This window comes from Niveispirillum sp. BGYR6, from assembly GCF_027568365.1.
Classification (GTDB): domain Bacteria; phylum Pseudomonadota; class Alphaproteobacteria; order Azospirillales; family Azospirillaceae; genus Niveispirillum.
In genome coordinates this window covers 375,923-389,194 of record NZ_JANLNL010000004.1, presented here as the reverse complement: position 1 = coordinate 389,194, position 13,272 = coordinate 375,923, and the positions used below count along the sequence as shown (strand labels likewise).

General features: G+C 63.6%; 13 protein-coding genes and 1 pseudogene. 5 read left to right on the top strand and 9 right to left on the bottom strand.

Annotated features, from left to right (window positions below; genetic code table 11):
* Positions 1–129, top strand: a pseudogene (locus tag PCJ49_RS12435) (IS630 family transposase); the annotation flags it as partial.
* A 123-nt stretch (positions 130–252) separates the two neighbouring features.
* Here the strand turns inward: PCJ49_RS12435 and PCJ49_RS12430 are convergent.
* On the bottom strand, positions 253–753 hold the full coding sequence (locus PCJ49_RS12430; RefSeq protein ID WP_089286258.1) for a CarD family transcriptional regulator: 501 nt from the start codon (positions 751–753) through the stop codon (positions 253–255).
* A 500-nt stretch (positions 754–1,253) separates the two neighbouring features.
* Positions 1,254–1,586 carry a ferredoxin FdxA gene (gene fdxA / locus PCJ49_RS12425; protein WP_089286257.1) on the bottom strand — a complete coding sequence of 111 codons (333 nt, stop codon included), beginning with the start codon at positions 1,584–1,586 and terminating at the stop codon, positions 1,254–1,256.
* 385 nt (positions 1,587–1,971) lie between these two features.
* On the opposite strand from fdxA, the gene PCJ49_RS12420 reads away from it, so the two are divergent.
* Entirely contained in the window at positions 1,972–2,580 is a 609-nt protein-coding gene (locus PCJ49_RS12420) for a DUF938 domain-containing protein (protein ID WP_269911176.1), read from the top strand.
* A gap of 12 nt (positions 2,581–2,592) precedes the next feature.
* Here PCJ49_RS12420 and PCJ49_RS12415 read toward each other — a convergent pair whose 3' ends face one another.
* The 3 genes from PCJ49_RS12415 to hflK are packed head-to-tail and all read right to left on the bottom strand — an operon-like array spanning position 2,593 to position 4,915.
* Positions 2,593–2,778, bottom strand: a complete 186-nt coding sequence (locus PCJ49_RS12415; protein ID WP_269911175.1) for a DUF2065 domain-containing protein — start codon at positions 2,776–2,778, stop codon at positions 2,593–2,595.
* Positions 2,779–2,835: 57 nt separating this feature from the next.
* The gene (gene hflC, locus PCJ49_RS12410) at positions 2,836–3,720 is read right to left on the bottom strand and encodes a protease modulator HflC (RefSeq protein WP_089286254.1); all 885 of its coding nucleotides are present in this window, start codon (positions 3,718–3,720) and stop codon (positions 2,836–2,838) included.
* 13 nt (positions 3,721–3,733) lie between these two features.
* The gene (hflK, locus tag PCJ49_RS12405; RefSeq protein ID WP_269911174.1) at positions 3,734–4,915 is read right to left on the bottom strand and encodes an FtsH protease activity modulator HflK; all 1,182 of its coding nucleotides are present in this window, start codon (positions 4,913–4,915) and stop codon (positions 3,734–3,736) included.
* Positions 4,916–5,090: 175 nt separating this feature from the next.
* Between hflK and apbC the strand changes: the two genes are divergently transcribed.
* Together apbC and PCJ49_RS12395 are read left to right on the top strand one after the other, a co-directional pair.
* Positions 5,091–6,257 carry an iron-sulfur cluster carrier protein ApbC gene (apbC, locus tag PCJ49_RS12400; protein WP_269911173.1) on the top strand — a complete coding sequence of 389 codons (1,167 nt, stop codon included), beginning with the start codon at positions 5,091–5,093 and terminating at the stop codon, positions 6,255–6,257.
* Between the two features lie 213 nt (positions 6,258–6,470).
* Positions 6,471–6,767, top strand: a complete 297-nt coding sequence (locus PCJ49_RS12395) for a hypothetical protein (protein ID WP_153204312.1) — start codon at positions 6,471–6,473, stop codon at positions 6,765–6,767.
* Between the two features lie 121 nt (positions 6,768–6,888).
* Here the strand turns inward: PCJ49_RS12395 and PCJ49_RS12390 are convergent, their stop codons facing one another.
* Both PCJ49_RS12390 and PCJ49_RS12385 read right to left on the bottom strand, forming a co-directional pair.
* Positions 6,889–8,055 carry a cystathionine gamma-synthase gene (locus PCJ49_RS12390; RefSeq protein WP_269911172.1) on the bottom strand — a complete coding sequence of 389 codons (1,167 nt, stop codon included), beginning with the start codon at positions 8,053–8,055 and terminating at the stop codon, positions 6,889–6,891.
* Positions 8,056–8,078: 23 nt separating this feature from the next.
* On the bottom strand, positions 8,079–8,717 hold the full coding sequence (locus PCJ49_RS12385) for a CatA-like O-acetyltransferase (RefSeq protein ID WP_269911171.1): 639 nt from the start codon (positions 8,715–8,717) through the stop codon (positions 8,079–8,081).
* Between the two features lie 246 nt (positions 8,718–8,963).
* Between PCJ49_RS12385 and PCJ49_RS12380 the strand changes: the two genes are divergently transcribed.
* Positions 8,964–10,004, top strand: a complete 1,041-nt coding sequence (locus tag PCJ49_RS12380) for a LacI family DNA-binding transcriptional regulator (RefSeq protein ID WP_269911170.1) — start codon at positions 8,964–8,966, stop codon at positions 10,002–10,004.
* 192 nt (positions 10,005–10,196) lie between these two features.
* On the opposite strand, the gene PCJ49_RS12375 is transcribed toward PCJ49_RS12380, so the two are convergent.
* Together PCJ49_RS12375 and PCJ49_RS12370 are read right to left on the bottom strand one after the other, a co-directional pair.
* Positions 10,197–11,702: a tryptophan halogenase family protein gene (locus PCJ49_RS12375; RefSeq protein ID WP_269911169.1), complete on the bottom strand. Its 1,506-nt coding sequence runs from the start codon at positions 11,700–11,702 to the stop codon at positions 10,197–10,199.
* The gene (locus PCJ49_RS12370; RefSeq protein WP_269911168.1) at positions 11,699–13,237 is read right to left on the bottom strand and encodes a tryptophan halogenase family protein; all 1,539 of its coding nucleotides are present in this window, start codon (positions 13,235–13,237) and stop codon (positions 11,699–11,701) included. Before PCJ49_RS12370 ends, PCJ49_RS12375 begins: the two co-directional genes overlap by 4 nt.
* Positions 13,238–13,272: the final 35 nt, after the last annotated feature.

Here is a 13,272-nt window from a genome sequence, read left to right as displayed (position 1 = left end):
GCTCACCTCCGACGCATCGGCGCAAGGACCATTGACGACCTCTGGAGGGCCATCGGAAACATATGCGACCTCTACGATCCAGACGAATGCTGGAACTACCTCAAGGCCGCAGGATATGCGTCCAATTAAAAGCACGATGCTCTAGTGTAGGACATATAGTGGGTCCGCCCCAGCAAGGTGCTGGATCAATGAAAAAGGGCGCCCCCAAAGGGGACGCCCTTTTTCCTGACCCCGCCTACCGGAAAGCGGCGATCAGGCCGCCTTGCTCAGCACGGCTTCCAGCTTTTCCGTGGCCTTGCGCTCGTCGATCTTTTCCACGACCGCCAATTCACGGGCCAGACGCTCCAGTGCGGCATGATAAATCTGCCGCTCGCTATAGGACTGGTCGGACTGATCTTCGCCGCGATAGAGATCGCGCACCACTTCCGCGATGGAAACCGGGTCGCCGGAATTGATCTTCGCTTCATATTCCTGGGCGCGGCGGCTCCACATGATGCGCTTGATCTTGCTGGGGCCCTGCAGGGTTTCCATCGCCGCCTTGATCCGGTCCTTGGAGGACAGGCGACGCAGACCGGACGCCTTGGCCTTCGCCACCGGAACCTTCAGCGTCATCCGTTCCTTTTCGAACTGGATGGCGTAGAGCGTGACACTCATCTCGCCGATGCTGTGGGTTTCGATCCCGATGATCTGACCCACCCCATGGGCAGGATAGACAACGTGATCACCAGTGGTGAAGTCTAGGCTCTGGGACATTCTCGGTTGACTCTCTATCTTCCGCACGGACGCGCGCGCCACGGGAACAAAACTCAACACGCAAAAAAGACGACACATCCGACCGCGCGAACGGGCGGATTGCATCAGTCACTTCTGCTCAGGCGAAACCGGACGGCAGCACATAAAGGCCCATCAAGGGCGGCGCGCCGTTCCTCGCGTCTGACAATATAGCCGATGTTACGGAAGCATGACAGGGGCTACTGCCCCTGTTCGGCATAAGTTTCGCGCAAAGCGGGTTATGTCGGTCATGCAGGCTTCGCATGGGGCAAACAAGTCCCCTTGCGGAAAGGCCCCCACAAGGGGGGCCATGAACGCGGGCGATTGTTCGTCTTTACACCAGTGGCACGAAATCATGACCGCTGGTCAAGTTTTCATGCCCCTCAATCGCCGGCGTCGCCATCCGGCGACTTAGGCGCGCGGCACGTGCCGCGCGGCGGCAGTCGCCGCCGTACCATCGGTCAAAAATTTGATCGATGGTATTACTTGCCCGGATTGGGGCTGAAATATTTGGCGAACTTGTCCGGTACACCCTTCCAGTCGTCGGCATCGGCCGGCGCGGTCTTCTTACGGGTGATGTTGGGCCATTTCTGGGCATAGTCGCGGTTCATGCCCAGCCACTTTTCTGCCGAGGGTTCGGTATCGGGGATGATGGCCTCCGCCGGACATTCCGGCTCGCACACGCCGCAGTCGATACATTCGTCGGGATGGATGACCAGCGTGTTCTCCCCCTCGTAGAAGCAATCCACGGGGCAGACTTCGACGCAATCCATGAACTTGCACTTGATGCACAGTTCGGTGACGACATACGGCATAACAGGCACTCTCCATCGTCGGTGGCGGCGACAGCCCTGAAGCCCTTGGCTCGCCCGCCCCATAGTCCCCACAAATTCCGAGCCCGCGCGGCCGGTCGGCACCGACAGGTCGGGGCTGCTGTCCCGGCCTGTTCCGTTAAACCCGACACGAGGTGCAGCGCGCCATCTACACAGACGACATGCCACAGCATCTCAATTATCGCCACACGTTCGTTATAATCCAACGCGTCATTCAGCCGTGACGTGGCGGCATACCACTGCCGTGACCTGTGCGACGGATTCTCAACCGCAATGGGCTTGTTGATCATTACCAGACATGGGTATGCGTTGCGCAGCCGGCAAGCCATGCTTGGCAGCGCCCCTGCCATGGCCTAATTTGTGCCGCATGACTGACGATGCCCGCCGCCACGCCCCCGCCACCCAACGCAACCGTGAACCGATCCTGGCCGTGCTGCGCCAGGAGTTGCCCGCCAGCGGCGGGTGCCTGCTGGAAGTGGCCAGCGGCAGCGGGGAACATGCCGTGTTCATGGCCCCCCGCTTGCCGGGCTGGTCCTGGCAGACCAGCGACGCCGACCCGGCTGCCCGCGCCAGCATCCAGGCCTGGGCCGCTGCTGAGGGGCTGGACCTGCCCCCGCCGCTGGCCATCGATGCGCAAAACGATACCTCCTGGCCCGCCGGGCCGTTCCAGGCCCTGCTCTGCATCAACATGATCCATATCGCCCCCTGGCAGGCCAGCATCGGCCTGTTCACGGCGGCAGGGCGGCTTTTGCCGGCGGGGGCGCCGCTGATCCTTTATGGCCCTTATAAGCGCGATGGTCAGCACACGGCCGACAGCAATGCCGCCTTCGATGCAGATCTGCGGGCGCGTGACCCACGCTGGGGCGTGCGCGATCTGGGGGATGTGGCGGCGTTGGCCGCCACGCACGGCTTCGGGGCCCCTGTTGTTCATGAGATGCCGGCCAACAACCTGACCGTCATTTTTCGGAAATTATAACAGCTCCAGGGCTCACGCCCGGATCAGGGCCACAGCCGCCACACCGATACAAGCCGCCATCAACCCGTAACGCCGCAAAGCCGCGGCCGGCATCTGGCTGGCCTTTTGCGCCATGTCCTGCATGGCACCCGGTGCTATGGCGTAAAGCAAACCCTCGATGACGAAAACCAGCGCCAGGGCGGTCAGAAAGTCATTCACGATTTAAACCGGTTCCGAAATGAACCAGGGGAGGCAAGCAGCCTCCCCTGACAACCCTTAGCGCTTCTGGCCGCCCGCAGCACCGGAGGCGCTGTTGAAATAGCGGAAGAACTCGCTGTCCGGCGACAGCACCAGGGAGGTGTTATCACCCTTCAACGCTGCCTTATAGGCATCCAGGGAACGATAAAAGGCGTAGAAGTCCGGGTTCTTGGAAGCCGATTCGGCCAGGATGCGGATGGCCTGATTATCGCCTTCACCGCGCAGAACCTGGCTGTCACGCTGGGCTTCAGCCAGGATGACCGTCCGCTCACGCTCCGCACGTGACCGGATCTGCTGCGCCTGTTCGTTACCCTGGGCGCGGGCCTCCCGCGCCTCACGATCACGTTCCGACCGCATACGGTCATAGACGGCCTGGCTGGTGGCTTCCGGCAGATCGGCGCGGCGGATGCGGACATCGACAATTTCGACACCGAAACGACGCGCTTCCTGGTTCACCTGCTCCTTGATATCGGTCATCACCTTCTGGCGTTCGCTGGACAGCACGGCCAGTAGGGTGACATTACCCAGCACACGGCGCAGGGCAGAATTCACCACATTGGCCAGCCGCTGTTCCACCACCAGCTCGGACCCGGCAGACTGATAGAATTGCAGCGGATCGGTGATGCGATAGCGGGCAAATGCGTCCACCTCCAGCCGCTTCTGATCGGCCAGGATCACCTGTTCGACCGGCGGGTCGACATCCAGCACGCGGGCATCAACCATCACGACATTCTGCACCATGGGAATCTTGGCGTGCAGGCCCGGTTCCTTGATGGTGCGCTTCCATTCACCGAACTGCAGCACCAGCGCCTGCTGGGTCTGGTTGACGGTGAACAGCGAGGCCGAAGCGACAATGGCAATGGCCGCAGCGGCCACGCCAAGGGCGATCAGTTTACGGCTCATTCTCCGGCCCTCCTTACTGGCGCGGCGCCGGGGCGGCAGCGCCCGGCGTCTGTTCGCGCAACTGGCGCGTCAGCTCGTTCAGCGGCAGATACGGCACAACACCACCCGCACCGCTGCGCCCCTGATCAAGGATGATCTTGTGGCTGCCACCCAGCACTTCCTGCATGGTTTCCAGATACATGCGCCGCGCCGTCACCTCCGGCGCCTTGGCATAGGCGTCCAACACCTGGGCGAAGCGCTGGGCATCACCCTGGGCCAGATTGACCACCTGTTCCCGATAGGCGGAAGCCTGCTGGATCAACTGTTCCGCCTCACCACGGGCGCGGGGGATGATGTCGTTACGATAGGCTTCCGCCTCATTCCGCAGGCGTTCACGATCCTGGCGGGCGCGCTGCACATCGTTGAACGCATCCACCACCGGGGCCGGCGGGTCCACTTTCTGAAGCTGAACCTGGGTCACTTCGATACCGGATTGATATTCGTCCAGCATCGCCTGCAACAGGGCCTTGGTCGATTGTTCGGTATTCTGCCGCGCCTCGGTCAGGGCGGGCTGAATATCGGTGCGGCCGATCACCTCCCGCATGGCGCTTTCGGCGGCCTTCTTCACCGTCTGTTCCGGATCGCGGATCTTGAACAGATAATTGCCCGCGTCCTTGATGACCCAGAGCACGGTGAAATCGATATCGATGATATTCTCATCGCCCGTCAGCATCAGGCTTTCATCGGGCACATCGCCCCCGGCACGCCGGCCATCGCCGGCGGAGCGGTAGCCAATCTCCATCCGGTTGACGCGGGTGACCTTGGGCGTCACCGCCGTTTCGATCGGCGCCGGCAGGTGATAGCGCAGACCCGGCTGTTCGGTGCGAACATATTGGCCGAATCGCAGCACCACACCCTGTTCATCCGATTCCACCCGGTAGATACCGGACAGGCCCCAGAGCACGCCCAGCACCGCCAGACCCAGCGCGATACCGCGCCCGCCGCCCAGACCGCCGGGCGCCATATTCTTGAAGCGTTCCTGCCCCTTGCGCAGCAGGTCTTCCAGGTCCGGCCCGCCGGGCGGCTGTCCGCCACCCCCGCCATTGCCGCCGGGCGGACGGCCCCACGGGTTGTTCCCGTTGCCGCCGCCACCGGGCGGCGATCCCCAGGGCCCACCGCCGCCGCCTTGACCACCGCCTTGATTGTTCCAGGGCATATTCGTCGACCCTTTGGTAATTTAAGTTACAAACTGCCAGCGCGCATCCCGGACCTGCGGTACCGGGGTGCTTTCCCTGGGCCTGTTGCCACCGTATATATCCCGGCGTCCGCAGAAAAGGCTAATTGGCCCTGGGGTCATAGCGAATATTGGGAAGCGAGTGGGGTTTTCAACCATGGCCACCGTCAATGAGGCGCAAGTTCTTGATGCTTTGCGCAAAGTCGCCGACCCGGACCGGGGGTCCGACATCGTCACGCTGGGGATGATCTCCGGTCTGGTGGTGAAAGGCGGCAATGTCGGCTTCTCCATTGAGGTGGACCCCAAGCGCGGCCCGGCGCTGGAACCGCTGCGCCAGGCGGCCGAACGCGCCGTGGATGCGCTGCCCGGTGTCACCTCCGTCACCGCCGTGCTGACGGCCCATCGCCCCGCCCCCACGTTGGGCGGCGCCAAGGCCCCGGGCGGCGGGCATGACCATGCCGGCCATGGCCACAGCCATGGCAGCCCCGCCGCCCGGCCCGCGGCCGCCGCCGGCCCCACCAAGATCAATGTGCCCGGCGTGGGTGCCATCATCGCCGTCGCCTCGGGCAAGGGCGGGGTGGGCAAATCCACCACCGCCGTCAATCTGGCCCTGGCGCTGGCCGCCAATGGCCAGCGCGTCGGGCTGCTGGATGCCGATATCTATGGCCCTTCCCTGCCCCGCATGATGGGCATTTCCGGCAAGCCGGAGAGCCCGGATGGCAAAATGTTGACGCCGATGCAGAATTACGGCGTCAAGGTCATGTCCATGGGCTTCCTGGTGGCCGAGGATACGCCGATGATCTGGCGCGGCCCCATGGTGATGGGCGCCATCCAGCAGATGCTGCGCGATGTGGATTGGGGTCAGCTGGATGTGCTGGTGGTGGATATGCCGCCCGGCACCGGCGATGCGCAATTGACCATGGCGCAGAATGTGCCGCTGGCCGGGGCCGTCATCGTCTCCACCCCGCAGGACATCGCCCTGCTGGATGCCCGCAAGGGGCTGAACATGTTCCGCCGGGTGGATGTGCCCGTGCTGGGCATTGTGGAGAACATGTCCTATTTCTGCTGCCCCAATTGCGGCCATCGCAGCCATATTTTCAGCCATGGCGGGGCCCGTGACGAGGCGGAAAAGCTGGGTGTGGATTTCTTAGGGGAGATGCCGCTGGATATCGTGATCCGGGAGACCAGCGACAACGGCACCCCCATCGTCCATGCCAAGCCGGACAGCGACCATGCCCGGCTCTACCGCGCCATGGCCCTGCGGGTGTGGGAGAAGATCAAGGCCGGCAACCGCCGGACGGGGCCGAAGATCGTCATCGACTGATCCCGCCTTACACCGCTTTTTTCTCGAACGCCCGCGCGGATTTCCCTCCGCGCGGGCGTTTTTCTTTGCCTGTCGCGGTTTCGCCTTTCCCTCATACGCTATGACGGATTGCTGCACTGCGTATGATGCAATGGATTTTTCCTTTCCCGAATAGATCGGGTTTGATACGTTTCGTGCGTTCTCCAGCGGGGAGCGGACAGGATGTATCAAGGCATGTATCACGACGAACCGATCAAAGTTGCATATGCGTTTCAGGACGGCGCCCATTCCTTCCGGGTGGCTGACCCTCGTACCGGTGAAATCCAGGTCGCCCATGGCGTACCGGAAGTCGCTTACGAGCAGGTAACGCGTACGCTGACGGATCGGGTTGCCGCGAAGCTGGGTGCCTATGCGCAGGCCCGTCCGCAGCTGGCGTTCAAGGAATTCTGGACATGGCTGCAGATGAACCCCATCGCCGCCATGCCGAACAGCCCTTGCCATGTCGAGTTCGCTTGGGAAGTCCGACCCTGAACCCGGTATGGTAAGTCGCCATGTAGGCGGTATGTGTATGGATTGCTGAACAACTGGCACCCGGCCTTAAAACCGGGTGCCATTTTTTATTGTTCGGCGGATAAAAGGGCGGACGCGCCCATTATACCCCCAGCGCCTGCTCCAGATCGGCGATCAGGTCGGCGATATCCTCCACCCCCACCGACAGCCGGACCAGCCCATCATCAATACCCAGGGCGGCCCGCTGGTCGGCCGGCACGCTGGCATGGGTCATGATGGCAGGGTGTTCGATCAGGCTTTCCACCCCGCCCAGGCTTTCCGCCAGGCTGAACAGGCGGGTGCGTTCCAGCATCTGACGGGCGGCATCCAGCCCGCCTTTCAGGTGAATGGTCACCATGCCGCCGCCGGCCCGCATCTGCCGGCGGGCCAGTTCATATTGCGGGTGGGAGGGCAGGTAAGGATAGCGCACCCGCGCCACGGCCGGATGCTGTTCCAGCCATTGCGCCACGGCCAGCGCGTTCTGGCTGTGGCGTTCCATGCGCAAGGACAGGGTTTTCAGGCTGCGCATCACCAGAAAACTGTCGAACGGCCCCTGGATGGCCCCCACGGCATTCTGCAGAAAACCCAGCCGGTCGGCCAGATCGCCGGCATCGCGCACCACGGCGATGCCGCCCACCATGTCGGAATGGCCGTTGAGATATTTGGTGGCCGAATGCAGCACAATGTCGAAGCCCAGTTCCAGCGGCCGCTGAATCCAGGGGCTGGCAAAGGTGTTATCGGCCACGGTGATCAGCCCGTGCCGGCGGGCCAGCGTCGCCAGCGCCTCCAGATCGGCCAGCTTCAACAAGGGGTTGGTGGGGGTCTCCACCCACAGCATCTTTGTGTCGGGGCGGATGGCCGCCTCCACCGCCGCCAGATCGGCCAGATCGACGGCGGTGACGGACAGGTTGGCCGTGCGCCCGCGCACCCGGTTCAACAGCCGGTAGGTGCCGCCATAAAGATCGTCAGAGGTGATGACATGGCTGCCGGCATCCAGCAGTTCCAGCACCGTCGCCTCTGCCGCCAGCCCCGACGCGAAGGCATAGCCGCGATGGCCCGATTCCAGATCGGCGAGGCAGGTTTCATACGCCATGCGGGTGGGGTTCTGGCTGCGGGCATATTCATAGCCCTTATGCACGCCGGGGCTTTGCTGCACAAAGGTGCTGGTGGCGTAGATCGGCACCATGATCGCCCCCGTACTCGGGTCCGGCTGCTGCCCCGCATGGATGGCGCGGGTGGCAAAGCCCTGGCGGTTGGTACGGTCGGTCATCGGCTGAACTCCCTTTATGGTTTTTATGCGCGCGGGGTCAGAAGCCCCGGATTATCCGCCATCTCCCCCAGGATGTCCTGAACCCGGGTGATGAAGCGGTGGATATGGATGCCATCCACCAAGCCATGATGGGCCTGCACCGCCAGGGGGAAACGCAGCCGCCCCCCTGCCCGGTCAAACCGGCCCACAGCGATATTGGGGATGGAACAATCGCCAAAGCGCGCCATCGGGTGCTGGATGGCGGTAAAGCGCAGCCAGGGCATACAGGTGGTGAACAGATATTCCCGGTGCGTCATCGGCAGCAGGCGCAGTTCCGTCGCCGCGCGTGCCAGCGCGCGGTCAGCCAGATAATCCTGCACGAAGCCCATCCGATCCGCCTGATAGGCGACACTGGAGAAATTGAGATTATCCCCCGGCCCCAGCACAGTATAGCCAAGTGTCAGCGCCTCCACCCGGCTCAGCACGCCATCCAGCAGGCGCAGGCGGAAATTCTCAATCTCCAGGCTGGCGCGGCCAATGGCGTGCAGCATCAGGGCAAAGGGCGGGATGCCGGCTTGCTTGGCGGCAACGGTGTAATCGGCGCATTCGGCCTCTGCCGTGATGTTCACGGCGGGCTGGTCATAGCGGTCGAACAGGGCGATCTGGCGGCTGCGGTCTGTCATCTGGTGCGTCCTTCAACCGGGTTCCCGACCCGTTTCGGAGCACTTAGTTATCCCGGCTAGGCTTTGGGCCCACCCGGTTCAGCTCCGCCAGAGCAGGTTCTGGATAAACTGGCGGGGGCGACAGGTCAAGCAGGGCACCGGATGCAATAAAGCGCTGACAATACATATGACAACGTTATCATTTCCTTGCCAAGCCTTTCCGCGCGTGAGACGGATAGCCAAACGACAAGCCAACGGGTGGGAAAATTGGTCGAGCGCAAGCCGACAATCATTGATGTGGCCCGCGCCGCCGGCGCCTCCATCAAGACCGTCTCCCGCGTCATGAATAATGAACGCTATGTCAGCGCGGAAACGCGCGAGCGGGTGATGAAGGCGATGGCGGAACTGAAGTTCCAGCCCAACCGCTCGGCCCAAAGCCTGAAGGGCGACCGTTCCTATCTGATCGCCCATATTTATGGCGATCCGGGCGGCCCCTATACGGGCGAAATCCAGATCGGCCTGTTGCGCCATTGCCGGGCGGAAGGTTACCACCTGCTGATTGAGGAAATTGATTACAGCGCCGCCGATGTCGCCGAACGGGTGCATAATCTGGTGCATCAGTTGAGCCTGGATGGTGTGGTGCTGACCGCACCGGTCACCGATAATGATGAGGTGCTGCGCATGTTGTCAGAGGCGGACATCCCCCATGTCCGCATCACCCCGGCGGTGGAACGGGCGGACAGCGCCTCTGTCCGCATTGATGAGCGGGCGGCAGCGGCTGATATCACGCTGCATCTGCTGGCCTTCGGCCATCGCCGCATCGGCTTCATCAAGGGGCTGCCCAACCATGCCGGCACCGATCTGCGCTATGGCGGTTATTGCGACGCCCTGCGTGAATATGGGCTGGAGCCGGATGAGGAGATCGTGGAACAGGGCGGCTTCACCTATCGGTCATCGCTGGCCCCGGCGCGGCGGTTGCTGACGCTGAAGAACCCGCCCACCGCCATCTTCGCCAGCAATGATGAAATGGCCGCCGGCGTGCTGTCGGTGGCGCATGACCGGGGCCTGTCGCTGCCGACAGACCTGTCCGTCGTCGGTTTCGACGATATCCAATTGTCGGAAATGGTCTGGCCGCCGCTGACCACGGTGCGCCAGCCGATTCAGGACATGGCGGACGCGGCGGCCGAACTGCTGATCGCCATGCTGGCCCATCGCCGCCAGCCCGACGGGCCGAAGCCGACACCCCACCGGGTCTTGCCGCACAATGTGGTGATCCGCCGCTCCACCGCCCCGCCCTCACGGCGGTGAGGGGGCAGGCGTTTGATTTGCCCGAATTTTTACAACCAACTCCGCTATCTCTACCGTCACCCCGGCGCAGGCCGGGGTCCAGGTTCGTAGAGCAAAGCGCTTGTGGCCCCTGGACCCCGGCCTGCGCCGGGGTGACGGTTGAACAGGTGGAAACCAGAGTAGAAGATACTTCCGCGTCGCCCTCCCGCCCCCTTAAAAATCCCGTTCCGCCGCGCAATGGGTGCGCAGGAATTCATCATGGCTGGGCAGGCCCTGCACCTGCGCGCGGAGCAGCGGGGCCGAGCGGTCCAGGGTTTCGGTAATGACCGACAAGGGCAGCGTCTCCACCAGCCCTTGATAACGGGCCGGCCGCACGCCCATCCCTTCATAGACGGATTGCCAGGACACGGCGCGGAACAGCTCCTCCAGCCCGTCGCGCAGCACGCCGCTGGCCCGGAACAGGTCCAGCCGGGCGCGCAGGGAGGCTGGCACCGGGGCCTGGCGGCAGGCCTGCCAGAACGGCGTGTCGTCGCGCTGGCTCAGGCAATAATGCAGGACGATGAAATCCTTCACCTCCTCATATTCCGCCCCCATGCGGCGGTTGAATTCGGCCGCCAGGGCCGGATCGCAATCCTGATCGGGGAAGAAGCGGGCCAGATGATCCACCGCCCGGTAAACCAGATGGATGGCGGTGGATTCCAGCGGTTCGATGAAGCCTGCTGCCAGCCCCAGGGCCAGACAGTTCTTTTCCCACATCCGCGCCCGCATCCCGGTCTTGAAGGGGATGATGGCCGGCTCGGTCAGCAGTCGGCCTTGCAGCTTGGTGCGCAGGGTCGCCACCGCCTCATCATCGGACAGGAAGCGGCTGGAATAGACATAGCCATTGCCGGCCCGGTGCTGCAGCGGGATGCGCCAGCGCCAGCCATGGCCCAGCGCCTCCGACAACGTAAACGGATGGGTATCGCCGGTATTTTCCGTCTGCACCGCCACGGCGCGGTCACAGAGAAGCTGATCCGACCAGTCGATCAGCCCCACCCCCAGCGTCTGCCCCACCAGCAGGGAGCGAAAGCCAGTACAATCAATGAAGAAATCGCCCGCCACCTCCCGTCCGCCGCGCAGGCACAGCGCCTCAATCGCGCCATCGGGGCGGGTGCGCACCCGCTCGATCCGGCCTTCGGTGCGCACCGCCCCGCGTTCTTCGGCATAGCGGCGCAGATAGGTTGCCACCCGCTTGGCATCCACATGCAGCGCGTAGGAGGCGGCACCCACCATGGTACGCTGCGCCTTGAAGGGCAGCATGAAGCGGTACTCATCCGCCATGATGGCCGCAGGGGCGAAATCCATCAGGGCCGAGGGGTGGCCGTTGGCCTTGGCCCGCAGCCAGCATTGATAGAATTCATGCACATCGATCTGGCCGCCAATGGCCCCGAACGGGTGGAAATAGCCGCTGCCCAGCCGGTACCAATCGCGGAACCGGATGCCCAGCTTGAAACTGGCGCTGGTCTGGCGGATGAAGTCCTGCTCATCAATGCCCAGGTTGCGCAGCAGGGTGATGAAGGGCGGGATGGTGCTTTCGCCCACCCCGATGGTGCCGATCTCCTCCGACTCCACCAGTTCCACCGCCGTGGCACTGCCCTTCAGCAGGTGCGACAGCATGGCGGCGGTGATCCAGCCGGCCGTGCCACCACCGGCAATGACGATCCTGCGCAACGGTTTCATCGGGCATTTCCTGCTGTGGTGGCGGATAAGGCGGGGGCGGCCACCCGCGCATAATGTTCAATGAATTCTTCATGGCTCGGGCAATCGGCCACCGCCGTGGCGATGGCCTGGCGCATCCCGGCCAGCGCCCGGTCCAGGCTGGCCGCATCCATGCCGTCCAGCGCCGGATCAAACCGTTCCGGCAGGAAGTCGAAGCCGGCGAAGATGGCCAGCCAACTGTCCGGGTGGAACATTTCCCAGCGATAGCGCACCAGATGGCCCCGGCGGCGGAACAAATCCACCTTATGGGCCAGACTGTCCGGCAGGTCTACGGCGCGGCAATCCTGCCAGAATGCCTCCCCCCGCCGGTTCAGCCAGTAATGCAGGATGATGAAATCGCGCACCCGCTCCATCTCTCGCCGGGACCAGTCGTTGAACTCCGCCGCCAGCGTCGGGTCCATATCGCGGTCGGGGAAAAGCTGTTTCAGCTTTTCAATGCCGGTTTCGATCAGGGCGATGGAGGTGGATTCCAGCGGTTCCAGAAAGCCCGATGACAGGCCGATGGAAACGCAATTGCCCTTCCAGGCCTGGGTGCGGCGACCGGGGGTGAAGGCGATGCGGCGCGGGCCGACGGTGGGCTTGGCGCCGATGGCGGCCAGCAATTCCGCCTCTGCCGCCGCATCATCGATATGGCGGCTGGAATAGACATAGCCATGGCCGGTGCGGTGCTGCAACGGAATGGTCCAGCGCCAGCCGGCCTGTTGCGCCGTCACCCGCGTGAAGGGCGGTGGCGGGGACAGGGCCGGACCTTGTGCTGCCAGGGCCCGGTCACAGAGCAGCCATTGCCCCCAATCCTCATAGCCCGCCCGCATCGCCCCTTCGATCAACAGCCCCTGAAAGCCGGAGCAATCGACAAACAGGTCGCCCGTCACCACGCGCCCATCATCTAGCAACAGGCCGGTGATATGGCCATCCTCCCCGCGCTGCTGCACCTGTTCGATGCGGGCATCGATGCGGCGCACGCCACGCTGTTCGGCCACCTGTCGCATCAGCCCGGCAAACAGCCCGGCATCGAAATGCAGCGCCCAGTCAAAGACGGACAGGGTAGAGGGCGGATTGGCCGAGGGCAGGGTAAAGCGCCCCGCCTTGGCGAGAGCCACGGCCAGCGAATAATCCCCGAACGCGCCGCCCAGCCCGGCAGCACGGGCGCGCAGCCAGTAATGATGGAAGGGGATGCCGCGCAGATCCTGGCCATGCAGCCCGAACGGATGGATGAAGCCGCCGCCATTGCCGGTCCAGCCATCAAAACGGATGCCCAGTTTCACCGTGCCATGCGTGGCCTTCAGCACATCCAGATCGCGCAGGCCCAAAGATTGGTAAAAGCGGCGGATGGTGGGGATCGTCGCCTCCCCCACCCCGATGGTGCCGATGGTACTGCTTTCCACCAGGGTGATGCGGGGACCGGCCCCACGGAAATGGTCCGCCATGGCGGCGGCCACCATCCAGCCGGCAGTTCCCCCGCCGACAATCACCAGATCGCGGATGCGCTCCCCCATTCCTCCCCCCATTTGGCCTGACGGGCGTTTGCCAC

Excerpts from the sequence above, each read along its gene's own strand:
- PCJ49_RS12370 (WP_269911168.1), bottom strand. The coding sequence starts at position 13,237 with ATGGGGGAGCGCATCCGCGATCTGGTGATTGTCGGCGGGGGAACTGCC.
- PCJ49_RS12390 (WP_269911172.1), bottom strand. The coding sequence starts at position 8,055 with ATGACCGACCGTACCAACCGCCAGGGCTTTGCCACCCGCGCCATCCAT.
- hflK (WP_269911174.1), bottom strand. The coding sequence starts at position 4,915 with ATGCCCTGGAACAATCAAGGCGGTGGTCAAGGCGGCGGCGGTGGGCCC.
- PCJ49_RS12430 (WP_089286258.1), bottom strand. The coding sequence starts at position 753 with ATGTCCCAGAGCCTAGACTTCACCACTGGTGATCACGTTGTCTATCCT.
- fdxA (WP_089286257.1), bottom strand. The coding sequence starts at position 1,586 with ATGCCGTATGTCGTCACCGAACTGTGCATCAAGTGCAAGTTCATGGAT.
- apbC (WP_269911173.1), top strand. The coding sequence starts at position 5,091 with ATGGCCACCGTCAATGAGGCGCAAGTTCTTGATGCTTTGCGCAAAGTC.
- hflC (WP_089286254.1), bottom strand. The coding sequence starts at position 3,720 with ATGAGCCGTAAACTGATCGCCCTTGGCGTGGCCGCTGCGGCCATTGCC.
- PCJ49_RS12385 (WP_269911171.1), bottom strand. The coding sequence starts at position 8,717 with ATGACAGACCGCAGCCGCCAGATCGCCCTGTTCGACCGCTATGACCAG.
- PCJ49_RS12395 (WP_153204312.1), top strand. The coding sequence starts at position 6,471 with ATGTATCACGACGAACCGATCAAAGTTGCATATGCGTTTCAGGACGGC.
- PCJ49_RS12420 (WP_269911176.1), top strand. The coding sequence starts at position 1,972 with ATGACTGACGATGCCCGCCGCCACGCCCCCGCCACCCAACGCAACCGT.
- PCJ49_RS12375 (WP_269911169.1), bottom strand. The coding sequence starts at position 11,702 with ATGAAACCGTTGCGCAGGATCGTCATTGCCGGTGGTGGCACGGCCGGC.